The 15,555-nt window shown below is 65.2% G+C and carries 16 protein-coding genes and 1 pseudogene; 12 read left to right on the top strand and 5 right to left on the bottom strand.

Going from position 1 to position 15,555, the window contains the following annotated elements; translation table 11 throughout:
* Positions 1-57: 57 nt before the first annotated feature.
* Complete coding sequence (locus H4W26_RS07415; protein WP_192591445.1) at positions 58-303, bottom strand: hypothetical protein; 246 nt, start codon at positions 301-303, stop codon at positions 58-60.
* A 384-nt stretch (positions 304-687) separates the two neighbouring features.
* On the opposite strand from H4W26_RS07415, the gene fbaA reads away from it, so the two are divergent.
* Positions 688-1,710 (top strand): class II fructose-bisphosphate aldolase, encoded by a 1,023-nt coding sequence (gene fbaA, locus H4W26_RS07410; protein ID WP_192591444.1) that lies wholly within the window; start codon positions 688-690, stop codon positions 1,708-1,710.
* Between the two features lie 223 nt (positions 1,711-1,933).
* Here the strand turns inward: fbaA and H4W26_RS07405 are convergent, their stop codons facing one another.
* Genes H4W26_RS07405 through H4W26_RS07390 form a run of 4 tightly spaced genes read right to left on the bottom strand, consistent with a single transcriptional unit; the run spans position 1,934 to position 4,945 of the window.
* Positions 1,934-2,749: an SDR family oxidoreductase gene (locus H4W26_RS07405; protein ID WP_192591443.1), complete on the bottom strand. Its 816-nt coding sequence runs from the start codon at positions 2,747-2,749 to the stop codon at positions 1,934-1,936.
* Between the two features lie 17 nt (positions 2,750-2,766).
* Positions 2,767-3,351 carry an NADPH-dependent FMN reductase gene (locus H4W26_RS07400; protein WP_192591442.1) on the bottom strand — a complete coding sequence of 195 codons (585 nt, stop codon included), beginning with the start codon at positions 3,349-3,351 and terminating at the stop codon, positions 2,767-2,769.
* A 47-nt stretch (positions 3,352-3,398) separates the two neighbouring features.
* On the bottom strand, positions 3,399-3,638 hold the full coding sequence (locus tag H4W26_RS07395) for a hypothetical protein (protein ID WP_192591441.1): 240 nt from the start codon (positions 3,636-3,638) through the stop codon (positions 3,399-3,401).
* An 8-nt stretch (positions 3,639-3,646) separates the two neighbouring features.
* On the bottom strand, positions 3,647-4,945 hold the full coding sequence (locus H4W26_RS07390; protein ID WP_192591440.1) for an MFS transporter: 1,299 nt from the start codon (positions 4,943-4,945) through the stop codon (positions 3,647-3,649).
* A 70-nt stretch (positions 4,946-5,015) separates the two neighbouring features.
* Here H4W26_RS07390 and H4W26_RS07385 point away from each other — a divergent pair, with 70 nt between their 5' ends.
* The 11 genes and pseudogenes from H4W26_RS07385 to H4W26_RS14140 all read left to right on the top strand — a co-directional run.
* On the top strand, positions 5,016-5,591 hold the full coding sequence (locus tag H4W26_RS07385) for a TetR/AcrR family transcriptional regulator (protein WP_192591439.1): 576 nt from the start codon (positions 5,016-5,018) through the stop codon (positions 5,589-5,591).
* Positions 5,592-5,823: 232 nt separating this feature from the next.
* Positions 5,824-6,249 (top strand): hypothetical protein, encoded by a 426-nt coding sequence (locus H4W26_RS07380; protein WP_192591438.1) that lies wholly within the window; start codon positions 5,824-5,826, stop codon positions 6,247-6,249.
* Positions 6,250-6,278: 29 nt separating this feature from the next.
* Positions 6,279-7,133 (top strand): HAD family hydrolase, encoded by an 855-nt coding sequence (locus H4W26_RS07375; protein WP_192591437.1) that lies wholly within the window; start codon positions 6,279-6,281, stop codon positions 7,131-7,133.
* Positions 7,134-7,368: 235 nt separating this feature from the next.
* Positions 7,369-8,400, top strand: a complete 1,032-nt coding sequence (gene phnD, locus H4W26_RS07370) for a phosphate/phosphite/phosphonate ABC transporter substrate-binding protein (protein ID WP_192591436.1) — start codon at positions 7,369-7,371, stop codon at positions 8,398-8,400.
* A gap of 115 nt (positions 8,401-8,515) precedes the next feature.
* Positions 8,516-9,295: a phosphonate ABC transporter ATP-binding protein gene (phnC, locus tag H4W26_RS07365; RefSeq protein ID WP_192591435.1), complete on the top strand. Its 780-nt coding sequence runs from the start codon at positions 8,516-8,518 to the stop codon at positions 9,293-9,295.
* Positions 9,296-9,298: 3 nt separating this feature from the next.
* Positions 9,299-10,330 (top strand): phosphonate ABC transporter, permease protein PhnE, encoded by a 1,032-nt coding sequence (gene phnE / locus H4W26_RS07360; RefSeq protein WP_192591434.1) that lies wholly within the window; start codon positions 9,299-9,301, stop codon positions 10,328-10,330.
* On the top strand, positions 10,327-11,346 hold the full coding sequence (gene phnE / locus H4W26_RS07355; RefSeq protein ID WP_318779799.1) for a phosphonate ABC transporter, permease protein PhnE: 1,020 nt from the start codon (positions 10,327-10,329) through the stop codon (positions 11,344-11,346). The genes phnE (H4W26_RS07360) and phnE (H4W26_RS07355) overlap by 4 nt, the downstream gene beginning before the upstream one ends.
* A gap of 93 nt (positions 11,347-11,439) precedes the next feature.
* Positions 11,440-11,862: a DUF3151 domain-containing protein gene (locus tag H4W26_RS07350; RefSeq protein WP_192591433.1), complete on the top strand. Its 423-nt coding sequence runs from the start codon at positions 11,440-11,442 to the stop codon at positions 11,860-11,862.
* An 87-nt stretch (positions 11,863-11,949) separates the two neighbouring features.
* Positions 11,950-12,600, top strand: a complete 651-nt coding sequence (locus tag H4W26_RS07345; protein ID WP_192591432.1) for a thymidine kinase — start codon at positions 11,950-11,952, stop codon at positions 12,598-12,600.
* 109 nt (positions 12,601-12,709) lie between these two features.
* Complete coding sequence (locus H4W26_RS07340) at positions 12,710-13,999, top strand: adenylosuccinate synthase (protein ID WP_192591431.1); 1,290 nt, start codon at positions 12,710-12,712, stop codon at positions 13,997-13,999.
* Positions 14,000-14,432: 433 nt separating this feature from the next.
* A pseudogene (locus H4W26_RS14140) lies at positions 14,433-15,398 on the top strand (choice-of-anchor G family protein); the annotation flags it as partial.
* Positions 15,399-15,555 lie beyond the last annotated feature (157 nt).

Here is a 15,555-nt window from a genome sequence, read left to right as displayed (position 1 = left end):
CTTTGAAGATGAATGCTGAGGGATGTCGCGTGACCGGGACGGCGCCGCGCGGCGGTATTACTGCTGGAACTGGCCGATCTGGAGGTCGCTGAGCGTGTTCCCCAGGTCCAGCAGCGGCCCGTCGACCAGGGGGCCATTGATGAGCGTGAGTCCGGCAGTGGCGAAGTCCAGCAGCGCTCCGTTGCCCACCGTCAACAGCATGGCGGCGAGGATAAGCAGTGCAGCCGCTGCAGTTGCCTGAAAGGGTGCCTGGCCGAGAACAGGAGTCGGGGCAGTGGTATCTGCGGTGGTTTCGGTAGTCATGAAGCTCTCCTTCGTGTGATTCAACAGCGAGATGTGGCGCCTTGGTCGTAGTGCTGTTCGGAGCGAAGCCTCACTCGGATGGGTCGTGGAGGAGATGCTGAACTGAACCGCAGGGGGGGGGCGATGTCTCGGACGCGGCCTCCCAGCTTCGTGACGTGCATCCTGCGCACGCTTCAGCTCCCGGCGCTCAGGGGTGGATCCCTGCGACTGATTCTGCTGTTCCTCGCTGAGCAGTGAGGAATGCATCCATGGAGGCGGCGTCCCTGACCATAAACCGCGAAAGACAGTTCTAGACCCCTGTCACAGAAACCCATCACCGATAGGATGGCGGCAGTGCACCGAAGACGCTGCCGTCTTTGACTCAACGCAAAAAGGAGCTCACACGTGGCTATTGCAACCCCGGACAAGTACAACCAGATGATCGATTCCGCGAAGGCCGGCGGATACGCCTACCCCGCGGCCAACGTGACCAGCTCGCAGACCCTGAACGCTGCCATCCGCGGCTTCGCCGAGGCCGAGTCTGACGGCATCATCCAGGTCTCCACCGGCGGTGCCGCGTACTGGTCCGGCGCCAGCATCAAGGACATGGTGGTCGGCTCCCTGGGCTTCGCCGCCTTCGCCAAGCAGGTCGCCAAGAGCTACGGCGTGAACATCGCCCTGCACACCGATCACTGCCCCAAGGACAAGCTTGACGGCTTCGTGCTGCCGCTGCTCGCCGCCTCCGAGGCCGAGGTTAAGGCCGGCCGCGACCCGATCTTCAACTCCCACATGTGGGACGGCTCCGCCGAGACCCTCGAGGAGAACCTGCGCATCGCCGCCGAGCTGCTGCCCCGCAGCGCCGCCGCCAAGCAGATCCTCGAGGTCGAGATCGGCACCGTCGGTGGCGAGGAGGACGGCGTGGAGAACGAGATCAATGAGAAGCTCTATACCACCATCGAAGACGCCACCGCGACCATCGAGGCCCTCGGCCTGGGTGAGCACGGCCGCTACATGACCGCGCTGACCTTCGGCAACGTGCACGGCGTCTACAAGCCCGGCGGCGTGAAGCTGCGCCCGGAGATCCTCAAGGCCATCCAGGAGCAGGCCGCTGCGAAGTACGGCAAGGACGCCCCCTTCGATCTGGTCTTCCACGGCGGCTCCGGCTCCTCTGAGCAAGAGATCTCCGACGCCGTCTCCTACGGCGTGATCAAGATGAACATCGACACCGACACCCAGTACGCCTTCACTCGCCCGGTGGCCGGTCACATGCTCGCCAACTACGACGGCGTGCTGAAGATCGACGGCGAGGTCGGCAACAAGAAGACCTACGACCCGCGCGTCTGGGGCGCCAAGGCCGAAGAGTCCATGGCCGCCCGCATCATCGAGGCCTCCCAGCGCCTCGGCTCCGCAGGCAAGTCCATCAAGTAATTCGGTTCGCCCGGCTCCAGAAGTCGACGACGACGGCGGCCGCACCTCCCACGCGAGGGGTGCGCCCGCCGTCGTCGTATGACCCGCCAACCCTCGGCCTCGGCCGCCCCCGCCGCGGAAAAATCGTAGAGCTCTAGCAAGTCGTATCGCTATAGCACTACGACAAGTCCACAGCTCTACGATTATTTGACCGAGGGGTCGGTCTTCACGCTCCGTGATCCGCTCATCGTCGGAATCCACCCTCGGTGTTGATGGTCTGCTCAGTGATCCAGCCGGCCTCATCGGTGCACAGCCATGCGATCAGCCGCGCGGGATCGTCAGGCTCGCCGAAGCGACCCAGCGGGAACATGTGCGACATCTGCTTCCACGCCTCGGGCCCGAGGTAGCCGGTGTCCACCGGGCCGGGGTTCACCGTGTTGACCCGGATGTTGTCGCTGATCAGCTGCTCCGAGAGCGTCGCAGTGATGCCGGCGAGCGCGGCCTTGGTCGCGGCGTAGGCCACCTCGCCAGGCATCGGACCCAGGGTCTGTCCCGAGGTCAGGAAGATGATCGACCCCGGGGTTTCTCCTGAATGCCGGTGGTGGAAGGCCTGCGCCAGAAGGATCGAGGCCCGGGTGTTCACCGCCCAATGCTCATCGAGCTTCGCGGCAGTGAGCTCCCCGAGTGCTCCGTCCCGACCGTTGAGCGCCTGGTTGCAGACCAGCGCATCGACGGTGCCCAGCTCAGCGATCGCCGCTGCCATCACATGCTCCGCGCCCTCAGGATCGGACAGGTCGGCATGGACTTCGCCGAGCCGAGCGTCTCCCGCCAGGTGGCCCCGGACGCCGTCGAGCACCATCGAGAGGTCGTCCTCACCCCAGGGCTGCTCCCGGTCATGTGGGGAGTAGTGGTGGCAGAAGACGCTGGCGCCATAGGCGGCCATCCGGCATGCCGTCGCGTAGCCGATGCCCGCCCTGCGACTGACACCGGTGACCAGCACGTTGCGGCCACGAAGCGGAAGCGGGTCGCGGGAGAGATCAGGGGTGCGGGGCTGCTCCATGGGCTCATTGGACCACATCAGACCTCCCAGTTGGAGCTGTAGCTGCGGTGTGAGAGCAGTGCGGCGAGTTCCGCGTGGACCGCGACGGTCTTCTCGAGCCGCGACTGTCGATCGGGGACCAGTCCGCCGTCGTCGTCCCACTCTTGGCTGCTGAAGTAGCCCACGTAGGGATTGATCACGCACTTGAAGTCCAGCATCAATGACGAGGCCAACTGGCTCGTGGCCATGTAGGACTGCGGCAGACCCGCGGCGCAGAGGAACGTGACCACCTTGTCGAACCAGGCAGCGGACGTCCCATCGTCACCGGTTGCCCCGGTGGCTTCGATCAGGCTCTTGGTGGCCGCGGAGGGGGCCCAGTTGTAGATCGGCGTGGCGAGAATGATGCCGTCTGCTTCTGCAATCGCGCGATGCAGTCGGGCAAAGGGTTCGGTTTCGAAGACGCTGGAGTTGTCGAAGGCCGGAAGAGCGTGGTCACGCAGGTCGAGGACCGGCGCATGGTGCCCGGCAGACTTCAGCAGTTCTGCGGCCTGCGTGGCAAGGTCCCGGCTTCTGCTCTCCGGATCGAGGCTGCAGGAGATCACCGGAAGCAGGAGTCCATTCATGCCGTGAGGTTACCGGAGTACTTCCACTAACCAGTCGGCCGGACGGCTCAATGTTCTGCGCGACCCCTTCGTCCCACTCGAATCCCTGCCATGAATCCGGCGAGTACCAGGCCGAGGACCAGCACGACTGCACCGCTCGCATTCAACACGTGTGTCATCCCGTACGCGCCGGGGATGTAGGAGGTGCTGGCCAGGGGAGCCGTGGCGACCCAGCCGAAATCGGTGGAGAGGTTTCGCACGACGAGCAGCGTAACGATGCCGCCTACGGTCAGAGCGACCGCGGCCACCCAACTGATCAGCTCCCTGCGCGGCGATTCCATCCCCCGATCGTAGCCATCGCGCCGCCGGCCAGGCAGAGGCTCGCTGCCAGCACGGCCATCGCCGTCGGACTCCAGGTGTCCTGGAGCAGCCCGAACCCAGCCGCGCCCACCGCCTGTCCCGTCGCCACGGCGATGAACAGCACGGAGGTTCCCGCCCCCGCGTGATCCGGCCAGAGACGCCGCGCCCACAGGATCAACACCCCGGTCAGCGCCATGTACCCCGCACCGAAGATGGCCATGCTGGCGTAGGCGAGAGCAGCGTGATCTCCGAGCAGCGCCCAGGCCAGGACCCCGCTGGCAGTCGCGAGCACGCCGGCTGTGATGCTCCACCCGACAGGTTCGCCCACCCGGGTCACGAGCACCCCGGTGAGCGTGCCCAACAGTCCGCCCGCCCCCAGGACGATCCAGAGCCAGCCGACCTGATCCGCAGCGACCGCGCCCGAATCCGTGACCAACAGCGGTCCGAAGGTCCAGAGCAGCGCAGACCCTGACCCGACGACGACGGCGGCGCTGCCTGGGAGCAGCATCTGCCGCCACGCGTGGGCTCTGACCTCGGGGGAGGGGTTCAGGCTCGCGCCCGCCCCGGAATCAGCACCCCAGGATGTCGACGACGTGGCGGGCTCGCGGCGAGGCGAGCTCAGCTCGGTACGCCCGCGCAGTGGAAGCAGCACCGACGCGGCAGCGGCTCCCGCCAGGCCCGCCATCACCACCCATGCCATTCCCACTGACGGTGCGATAAACGCCACCAGACCTGCCCCGATCACTCCCACTCCGGTCCCGGTGTTCACCATGGATTGAGCAGTGGATCTCGCACGGAGAGCGACCATTGCGTCGATCACCGGCACCAGGGCCGGGGAGGCGAAGCCCCCGCCCATCCCTGCGATGACCACAGAGGCGATGAAGAACAGCGGCTCCGAGGCGACGGCCACTCCGAGTGACCCGAGGGTCGCGGTGGACCCTGCGAGGACCAGCCCCGTTCGCGGTCGTCGGTCCGCCAATCGTCCGGCGATCACAGCTGCCACCGAGTAGGCGATGAACTGGGCTGCTGCCGCCCAGCCGAGGACCTCGATCAGTTCGGGGCGCTCGGCAGCCAGCCTCGGGGCGAAGAGCCCGACGCCGAAGCGTGCCATGCCGTAGGTCGCGGCGATCAAGAGCATCCCCGCCACAGCGATTCCCAGCCCCGAGCTGCTTGCGGGTGGATTCGCGCTCTCTGTGGCCGGGGTCGTCCTGGCGGCGCCGATGGGGGATGCCTGGGTTCCTGGGGTGTCGAGCATGAGCAGCCTCCGAAAGATGGCGTCTGGGGTATAACGAACGTTTCACTGTAACGAACGTTATACTAGTTTCATGCCAGATCCACAACGCACCAGAGACCGTGTGCTCGACGCTGCAGAGAACCTCTTCTTCCAAGAGGGCATCAGCATCACCGGCGTGGACCGGGTCGCGGCCGGCGCCGGCGTCTCCATCGTGACGCTCTATAAGCACTTCGGATCCAAGGACAACCTGCTCCGCGAGGTTCTCGACCGCAGGCTCACCGAGTGGACCGAACACTGGGACGCAGCCGTCACGGCGGCGGACTCGCCCCAGTCGCGGCTGCTCTCGATCTTCGACGCCATCGACACCTTCCGGGCCTCCGCGGGTGCAACTCAGTGGTGCTGTTTCCTGGCGACAGCTTCCGAGCGTCCAGCCCCCAAGCCGGACAGCGAGGACCCGGTCTTCGAACTCATTCACCAGGACACGGAGCTGGTGACCCGGCGACTGCGTCAGTTCACGGTGGAAGCAGGATGCCCCGACCCCGACGCGGGCGCATCGATGTTCCTGCTCCTCTATAACGGGGTGCTCTCCAGCCTGCTGCGTGGCGCACCGGTGAATCCGGTCAGTCAGGCTCGAACGACGGCGCAGCAGCTCATCGCCGCCTGGTGAGCCGCCCCGGGAAAAAATCGTAGAGCTATGCGCCTGTCGTAGAGCTATAGCTCTACGATTCGCTACAGCTCTACGATTTTTTCCAGGAGGGGCGGGGGCTCAACCACGCACCCCTACCAACAGTCCCTCCCCGGGGAATGGAGCGGGTCTCGGTAGGGTTGAGCCTTGGGAAATCTTGTTCCGCGGCCGACCCCTCGGACGGCCGCACGTCCACCACAGCTCGGAGAACCTCATGAACCTGTCCTCAATCGCACTGCGCGCCGTGCCCGGCGCCTTCATCCTCAATGCCGGCATCGGCAAGCTGAAGCTCGACGCCGAGACGTACGCCGGCATGCAGGGAATGGCCGCCACCGGCGTCCCTGCCGTCAAGCAGCTTTCCCCCGAGCAGTTCGGCAAGGCTCTGGCCTGGGGTGAGATCACCCTCGGCACCGCGCTCCTGGCGCCGTTCGTGAGCAACCGGGTGGCCGGCGTGGCGCTGGGCACCTTCGCCAGCGGCATGCTCAGCATGTACTTCCGCAACGACGGAATGACCCAGGACGACGGCATTCGCCCCACGCAGGACGGCACACCGATCGCCAAGGATGCCTGGCTCGCCGCGATCGCCATCGCACTGGTCGACCTGGGCAAGTCGAAGAAGTCCAAGAAGGCCCGCAAGTAACAGGCTGACCCCGCGAGAAAGCGACCCCCATGACGCGTGAGAAGCTGCTCCTGCTCGATTTCGACGGCACGCTGTGCCTGGGTGATGACCCGGTGCTCTTCTACGCCGACCAGGTGGACGCTCAGCTGGCGGCCCGGAATCTGGCAGGGCACTTCGAGGGCACCACAGTCCGTGGGATCGTGACCCGCGCCTTCGCGGCGAACACCCTGCTCGCCGCCGAGATCCAGTACGACGCGGCAGGAACCCCGCTCACCGTGGGCACCGAACCCACCCACGACGACGCCAAGGCGCACCCCGTCTCCTGGCCGCTGCAGGACGGCTATCAGCTCGTCCAGCTGCTCGCCCGGCAGGCGGGGCTCACCGACGCCGAGTCCGGAGAGTGCTTCCGTGCGGCACGCAGGGATCTGCTGGCTCATGGGCTCGAGCAGGCCGATGTCCATGCACCCTCCGGGGCGAAGGAACTGGTGGCGAAGATCGCTGAGTGCGCCGTCGTCGTGCTGGTGACGAACTCGCCGGCCGAGGTCTTCGCGCCCTGGCTGGAGGCGCTCGGGCTGACTGAGGCCTTCGATCTGGTCATCAATGATGCGCGCAAGCCCTTCGGCATGCCGGAGGCGCTGGAGCGAGCCCGCGCCGTCGGGGCCGCCGGGACCGCCGCCGGAACCGGATCGGCAGCCTCGCCCGGGCAGCCGATCCACCCCCACGAGGTCCTCTCAGTGGGGGACATCTGGCGCAATGACCTCGAACATGTCGCGTCCCTCGGGGGAGGCACGGTCCTGATCGACCGCTTCCACACGGGGCTGGGGGAGCCCGATCACCGCGTGGAGGGCTTCGACGGCGCCGCCCAGGCGATCCTGACCTGGTCCGATAGCGCAGCAAGGGTGTAATCTGCGTCACAGCGCTGATAACCGTGTGTTAACAGTGTGTGACGGGTTGTCGAACAGCCCCGTCGCAGGTTGGAGGGGGCCTGAGGTGGCCCTTAGAGTGAATCCAGAATCGCCCGTCGTCAGCGTCGTCACTGCGCTGACCTGGGGCGTGACTCGCCGAGTACCGCAGCACTGAGAGTTCTACGGTGGGCCGGACCGGTGTCGCCCTTGCATCTTGATGAAGAGGAAACTCCATATGCGTATGAAGACCAAGTCCACGTTCGCCCTGGCGGGCGTGCTGACGCTCGCCCTCTCCGGCTGTGTCGCTGATGAGGGAGAGACCGGCGGCGGCGACGATGCCGAAGAGACCACCGACTCCGAGGCGGCGATCTCCAGCGTCGACGAGATCGTGATTGCACTGGTCCCCTCCAATGACGTCGACAACATCGTCGAGAGCGCCGAGCCGCTGGCCGAGGCGCTCAGCGACGCCCTCGACGGATTCCCGGTCCGCGCAGAGGAGACCCAGGACTACCTCGGCGCCATCACCGCCATGCAGACCGGTGACGCTCAGGTCGTCATGTCCGGTCCTGTGGGCATGATCCAGGCTGAGGAGCAGGCTGACGCGGTGCCGATCACTCAGTCGGTGCGCTACGGCTCAGAGGTCTACGTGACCCAGTGGTTCACCAACGACCCGGACACCTACTGCATGGACGAACCCGTCGACGTTCCCGACGACGAGGGCAACACCATGCTCTTCTGCAACGGCACCGATGAGGCCGAGCCAGGTGCCGTCGGCACCGAGGCGCTGGAGCAGATCGAAGAGGGCACCACGGTCTCCTACGTGGACCAGGGCTCAGCCTCGGGCTACTACTACCCGGCCACCCAGCTCAACGATCTGCTGGGCTTCGCCCCGGGCGAGGGTGACATCGACGAGCAGTTCGCCGGCAGCCACGACAACTCCGTGATCAACGTCTACAACGGCAGCGCCACCATCGGCACCTCCTTCGACGACGCTCGCGAGAACGTCGTCGCAGAGAACCCCGATGTGGGAGAAGAAGTCGTCGTCTTCGCCTGGGCCGGACCGATCCCGAACGACGGCATCGTCGTCTCGAACGAGTTCACCGAAGAAGAGCAGCAGGTCCTGACCGATGCCTGGCTCGCCGTGGCAGAGGACGAAGATGGCCTGGCAGCTCTGGACGAGGTCTACGAGATCGAGGGCATGGTTGAAGCTGATCAGGAGGCGCTCGACGGCGCACGCCAGGTCTACAACGACTTCGGCGATGAGTGAGCTCTAGCAACCCCTTCTGAGAGGAAACAGTCCTCCATCAGTCCGCGGTCCGGGTGCGAAGCTCTTACGCTTGAAGCGTGAGCTTCGCACCCGGACTCGGCTAGGACACCAGACCATGATCACTTTCGAGAACATCGACGTCGTCTACCCCAATGGTTTCAAGGGGCTGAGCAACGTCAATCTGCAGATCAACAAGGGCGAGTTCGTGGCCATCGTCGGGCTCTCCGGGGCGGGCAAGTCCACGCTGATCCGGACGGTGAACGGGCTGGTGCCCTTCACCTCGGGCACGCTGACCGTGGGCGACGTCGTCGTCGATCCGCGCAGCAAGGCGAAGCTGCGCCGGCTCCGGTCTCGCGTGGGGATGATCTTCCAGTCCTTCAACCTGGTCACCCGCGTCTCCGTGCTGAACAACGTGCTGGTCGGACGCTCCGCGGAGACCCCCACCTGGCGCTCGCTGCTCGGCTGGTACCGCGCGGAGGACAAGGAGCTCGCCTTCCAGTCGCTGGAACGCGTCGGGATCGTGGACAAGGCCTATATGCGCGCCGCCTCGCTCTCCGGCGGCCAGCAGCAGCGCGTGGCCATCGCCCGCGTGCTCGCTCAGGACCCCGAGGTGATCCTCGCCGACGAGCCGGTCGCCTCCCTGGACCCGCCCACCGCGCACAAGGTGATGCGCGACCTGCGCCGCATCCAGCAGGAACTGGGCATCACCACCATCGTGAACATGCACCACCTGGATCTCGCGCGCAGCTACGCCGATCGCGTGATCGGCATGCGTGCCGGTGAGGTGGTCTTTGACGGACCCGTGGAAGAAGCCACAGACGAGGTCATCGAAGAGGTCTACCAGCGCTCGCTGACCGCGGAGGACATCGTCACCGCTGAAGCGACCCAGGAGTAACGCGTGGTCACCACTTCCACCGCGGAGCGCCGCCCCGCCCCGCAGGCTTCGACCACGGTTCGGCCGGAGCCCCCGCGGCCCAGCGGCCTGGTCTACCTGGGCCTTGCCGGGCTCGCGCTGCTCGCCTTCATCGTCTTCTGGGCCATTCAGGAGTCCGGAGATGTCCTGCTCATCCCACTGGGCTTCGTGACGCTATGGGCCCCGTTGAACCCGGTCATCGGTCTGCTTGTGATGCTGGTGGCGCTCGCGGTCTGCTTCAAGGCCAGGATCGGCACGATGGCGGCCTTCGGAACGCTCGCCTTCATCATCATGAGCTACTGGGCCGGTGCCACCGTCGGCTTCACGCTGCTCGAGATCCCCGAGCGCTGGTCCAACGTGGAGCCTCGCCTCATGGCGTTCCTGGACCCCAACTGGAGCTATATCTGGACCGTCCGGGACCAGTGGCTGATCACGATCTCCATGGCGGTGGTGGCCACGCTGATCGGCTGCGCCATCGGACTCGTCCTGGCCATGTACGCCTCGCCCGTCTCTAGCCCCAATAAGGGGACCTCACAGGCGATCAAGGCCGCGAACTCGGTCATCCGCTCCATCCCCGATGTCGGCTGGGCGCTGCTCTTCGTCGCCTTCATCGGCGGCACCGCCCACGGGCTCGGCCCCATGGCAGGCATCCTGGCGCTGCTGATGTTCAACATCGGGATCGTGGCCAAGCTGACGAGCGAGACCATCGACGCCGTGAATCCGGGTCCCGTGGAAGCAGCCGATGCCTCGGGGGCGAACCTGACCCAGCGCAACCGGCTCGCGATCCTTCCCCAGGTGCTGCCCGGCTTCGTCTCCTACGGCCTCTACGTCTTTGAGCTGAACATCCGCGCCTCTGCCGCCCTGGGCATCGTCGGTGTGGGTGGCATCGGCTCGGCCATGATGTTGCAGCTGAACCGCTTCCAATTCGAGAACGTCGCCGCCATCCTGATCGCCCTGGTCGTGGTGGTCCTGCTGGTGGACATGTTCTCCATGTACATCCGGAGGAAGCTGCTGTGAGCAATACACGCCTCAACGCCGGCCCGGGGAGCACCTCGCAGGCGGAACCCCGCTTCGCTGAAGACGCGCTGGACCGCCGTCCGGTGCGCCCGTCCAAGCTTCGCTACAACCTCGGCATGCTCGCTGTGGGCATCATCTTCATCGCCGCCGTTTACGGCGCCGGCATGGACTTCGGTGCGCTGCTGAATCTTCCGGCCAGCATCATCCAGTACGGCCAGCTCATGGCTGCGGGTGTCTTCCAGTTCCCGGATGAGACGGTGGCCGGGTACTGGACGCAGTCCTTCGACGCGATGTTCGAATCCGTGGCCATCGCCTGGGTCGGCACCATGGTCGGCGCGCTGTTCTCCCTGCCCATGGGCTTCCTGGCCGCCCGCAACATGTCCCCGCTGCCGGTGTACATCGTGGTGCGCTTCGTCCTCTCGGTCATCCGCGCGGTGCCGGAGATCATCTTCGCCATCGCGATCATGCTGCCGCTCTTCGGCTTCGGCTCCGGCGGCGGCGGCGCCCTCGCCGGCGCCATGGCGCTGGGCGTCAGCTCCATCGGCACCCTCTCCAAGCTCATCTCCGAGGCCATCGAGGCGGTGGATGGAGGTCCCTTGGAGTCCTCCCGCGCCTCGGGCAGCAACCAGATGCAGATGATCCGCTGGGCGGTGCTGCCGCAGGTCATGCCCGAGATCATCGCGATCTGGCTGTACCGCTTCGAGGTCAACATCCGCGCCTCGGCCATTCTCGGTGTCCTGGGAGCCGGTGGCATCGGTTCCCTGCTCTCCACAGTGTTCGGCGCCCGCGAATGGGACCGCATCGGCATCGTCCTGGTGGTCATCATCGTGGTGACCATGCTCGTCGATCAGATCTCAGCATTCATCCGGCACCGGGTCATCCATGGCGGTGACGCCCGCAGTGACGGCGGGGAGCCGCAGGAGGACGACGACGCACCAGGTCCGGGCCCGGAGGATGGTCCCCGGGTGCAGAATGATCCTGCTCCCAAGGAGAACCGGGCGGCTGCCGGACTGTAGGTGTGGGTCGCCCAAGGTGGAGGGTTCCTCAGCCTGGCCTTCGAGCGAGATCAGCGGCGGTCCCTGGTGAACGCTTGGCAGTAGGATGGTTCCATGAGCATCGTCGGTCACAATTTGATGGAACCGGAGCCCACGCTGCTTCCGGCTGAACCCGAAGTCTCTGAATCGCTGGTCGCCGGTGAAGAGCCTGTTGACCTGGCGGCGAAGCACCCGGAGTCCTCACAGGTCTGGGCGCTGCTCGCCGAGGATGCGCTGGATCAGGGCTACACCGTGGAGGGCTACGCGTACGCCCGTGTGGGGTACCACCGCGGCCTCGACGCCCTGCGTGGTGCCGGCTGGCGCGGTGCCGGCCCCGTCCCATGGAGCCATGAGCCCAACCGCGGTTTCCTCCGTGCGCTCGGAGCGCTGGGCCAGGCCGCGGCCGCGATCGGAGAGACCGCCGAGGTGGAGCGGATCTCTCAGCTCTTGCGGGACTGCGATCCTTCGGCCCCTGAAGCGATCGCCCGCCTGCGCTGAATCCAGACTGCCCGCGCAGACCTGCGACCGCGTTCGGCGGTCTGCGCAGACCTTCACTGACACGCACGCTGGGAGGGTGGTCTCACCATGGCTAAGCTCTATTTCCGCTACGGCGCCATGAACTCGGGGAAGTCCACCGGCCTGCTGCAGGCCGCGTTCAACTACGAGGAGCGCGGCCAGCGCGTGCTTCTGGCCAAGCCTCAGGTGGACACCAAGGGTGAGGATGAGATCGTCTCCCGCCTCGGGGTGACCCGCAATGTGGATTTTCTTATCCCCCCGGGGGCGCCCCTGCGCGAACTCGTCGCGCAGCATGCGCACGGCACCACGCCTGGGACCCTGCTGGATGACATGGAAGCCGAATCGGGCGCACTGAACCGGCAGATCAAGCCCGTGGCCTGCCTGCTGGTCGATGAGGCCCAGTTCCTCGCGCCCGAGCAGGTCGAGGACCTGCTGCGCATCGCGGTCCTCGACGACGTCCCGGTGCTCGCCTATGGAATCCGCACGGACTTTCGCACCACGGCGTTCCCCGGCTCCGCGCGGCTTATGGACCTCGCGCATGCGCTGGAGGAGCTCAAGACCATCTGCCGCTGCGGCCGCAAGGCGGTGTTCAACACCCGCCGTGCCGGTGAGGCCATCATCTTCGACGGAGATCAGGTAGCGATCGACGGGACCGACATCTGGTACGAGTCCCTCTGTGCCGGCTGTTATCTGGAAGCTTCGGGCGGACGGCTCGGCTAGTCAGATGACGGCCCGCAGGGTCCGGGTTGAACCGCGTTGATAGAATCTCCCGGGATGCCTTCGCCGTCGCGCGAGCTCCCAGACCAGCTCAGCCCGGGAAAGGACTGCCATGCCAGCCATTGTGATCGTCGGAGCCCAGTGGGGCGACGAAGGTAAGGGCAAGGCTACAGACCTGCTCGGTTCACGAGTCGACTATGTGGTGAAGCCCAACGGTGGCAACAACGCCGGCCACACCGTGGTCGTCGGCGGCGAGAAGTTCGAGCTCAAGCTCCTTCCTGCTGGCATCCTCTCCCCGAACGCCGTGCCGGTCATCGGCAACGGGGTCGTGGTCAACCTCGAGGCACTGTTCCATGAGATCGACGGACTCGAAGCTCGAGGCGCGGACACCTCCAGGCTGAAGATCTCGGCCAACGCCCACCTGGTGGCTCCGTATCACCAGACGATGGACAAAGTGGCCGAACGCTTCCTCGGCAAGCGCGCCATCGGCACCACCGGGCGGGGCATCGGCCCGACCTACATGGACAAGGTGGCCCGTCTGGGCATCCGCGTGCAGGACATCTTCGATGAGTCGATTCTGCGCCAGAAGATTGAAGGCGCACTGCGCCAGAAGAACGAGCTGCTGGTCAAGCTCTACAACCGTCGTGCGATCGCCGTGGACGAGATCGCCGAGTACTTCCTGGACTTCGCCGAACGGCTGCGGCCCATGGTCGTGGACACCACGATCCTGCTCAATGACGCGCTGGACCGTGGGGACGTGGTGCTGATGGAGGGCGGCCAGGCGACCTACCTCGACGTCGACCACGGCACCTACCCGTTCGTGACCTCGTCGAACCCCACCGCGGGCGGGGCGTCGGTCGGCTCCGGCATTGGGCCTACACGCATCAAGCGCTCCATCGGCATCGTGAAGGCCTACACCACCCGCGTGGGTGCGGGGCCGTTCCCGACCGAACTCTTCGATGAGTGGGGTGAATACCTGCAGAAGACCGGCGGGGAGTTCGGGGTCAACACCGGCCGGCCACGCCGCTGCGGCTGGTACGACGCCGTGATGGCCCGCTATGCCTCCCGCATCAACGGCTTCACCGACTTCTTCCTGACCAAGCTCGACGTGCTCACCGGAATCGAGCAGATTCCCGTGTGCGTGGCCTACGAGATCGACGGCGTGCGCCACGACGAGATGCCGATGACGCAGACCGAGTTCCACCACGCGAAGCCGGTCTTCGAGAACTACCCAGGTTGGACCGAGGACATCTCCGGTGCACGCACCCTGGACGACCTGCCGGTCAATGCACGGAACTACGTGCTGGCCCTGGAGAAGCTCAGCGGCTGCCGCATCTCCGGCGTCGGCGTGGGCCCCGGGCGCGACCAGGTGATCGCTATCCACGATCTGATCGAGGACTGATGCAGGCGGCCTAGCACCGCGCGACGAGCCGGGCGTACGGATCAACGATCCGCACGCCCGGCTTTTTTGTGTCTGCTTCGAGCCACTCCAAAGCACGGGCGAAGAAAATGATCAACAGGTGTTTTTGCCCTTCCAAAAGTTTTTCGAAGACTAGGCCCTGGCTGTAAGCATCAAAATGCTTCGCGCGTACTCTCGCTGTGACCGATTCGTTCAATCAAAATCGCCCTGTTCGTGACCTTGACGTGACCTGAAAGTCTGCGGTTGCATTGTTATGTCCGATCGTGGCTCAAGTCACGTTGTTGAACAAAACGGATATATGTAGACCGCATTCACTCGCTCCGTCCATGGACGGCAAGTGGCGCAACAGGTCACGTGCGGCACGCAGGGGGCGTGCATACGGGGCGGGAGAACCTACCTATGAGGGGACCCCGTAATGAGGGAATCAGTAACAAAAGAGTCGAGGCCGAGGCCTCCAGGGCAGCATCCTCGTTGGAGACGCTGGACCGCCTTCGCATCCAGCTTCGTGCTGGCCTCCGGGCTGACCATCGCTGGGGCGGCTCCGGCATCTGCGGTGGAGCATCGAAGTGGCGGTCTTGCAGAGTTGGTAAACGCGGACACGCTTGGGCTAGACGTTGCGGATGCATTTTCAGCCGAGACGTTCTTTCCTGGCAACGAGGGGCCCGACTCCGCAGATATCGATGCCGCTGCCCTCGAGCAGCTAGTCAATCTGAACCTCGGCGGCATCTCGGTGCCGTTGGGTCTCAGTGGCGCCGTTGAAGCTGGGCTGTTGAACTCATACTCTCAGTCGTCTGCACCGACCGAGTCGTACGCGACGTCAGGAGCCGTAGGCAGCGACGGGTCGGTAAGCGTGAACCCCGGAAACACCTTCGGGTATGCCTCCGTGGACTTGACGTCGGCCTTGTCGAGCCTGGGACTGGGTACTGAAGGATTGGTAGACGATCTCTCCCTGCAACTCGGAGCGCTCGCCACGACCGCGACGTCGAACGAGGGAGGGACCGACCTTGGCTACACGTTGGCAGGGTCACGTCTGAGCATTGATGCGCCCGCGTTGGACGGACTCGTCAGCGCTGCGACTGGAGACAGCGGCGTCGTGGCCGAGCTCGATACGACTGTGAACAACTTGGCTGGGTCGGACGGCACGCTGCAGAGCGCCATCAATGGAATCGGAGAAATCACCCAGCCCGTTAGCGGACTTCTTGATGTTGGAGTAGAGGGCACTGAAATCAGTGTGACCACAGATCTACAAGCCGTCGCGGAAGGCGTTCTGACTCAACAGCTCACTAGCGATAATGGATCTGTCGTCATCGACCTTGGTGAAGGCCAGATCTACGTGGACCTCGCGGCTATCAATGGCGGTTCACTCAATGGTCTGGACCCGAACACACCTGTCCTGTCCAGCGGCCAGGTCGGAGAGATCGTCACGGAGGTGACATCCCTGCTGACTAACGTGCAGGGACAGCTTGAAACGGCGCTCACCGAATCGCTCGAAAACTCGATCTTGACTGTCGAGCTCGATCTGGAGCTAGATGTCGAAT

Source organism: Nesterenkonia halotolerans (assembly GCF_014874065.1).
GTDB classification, from domain to species: Bacteria; Actinomycetota; Actinomycetes; order Actinomycetales; family Micrococcaceae; genus Nesterenkonia; species Nesterenkonia halotolerans.
The sequence above is the reverse complement of the archived record's forward strand: the minus strand, read 5'-3'. Positions and strand labels throughout refer to the sequence as shown.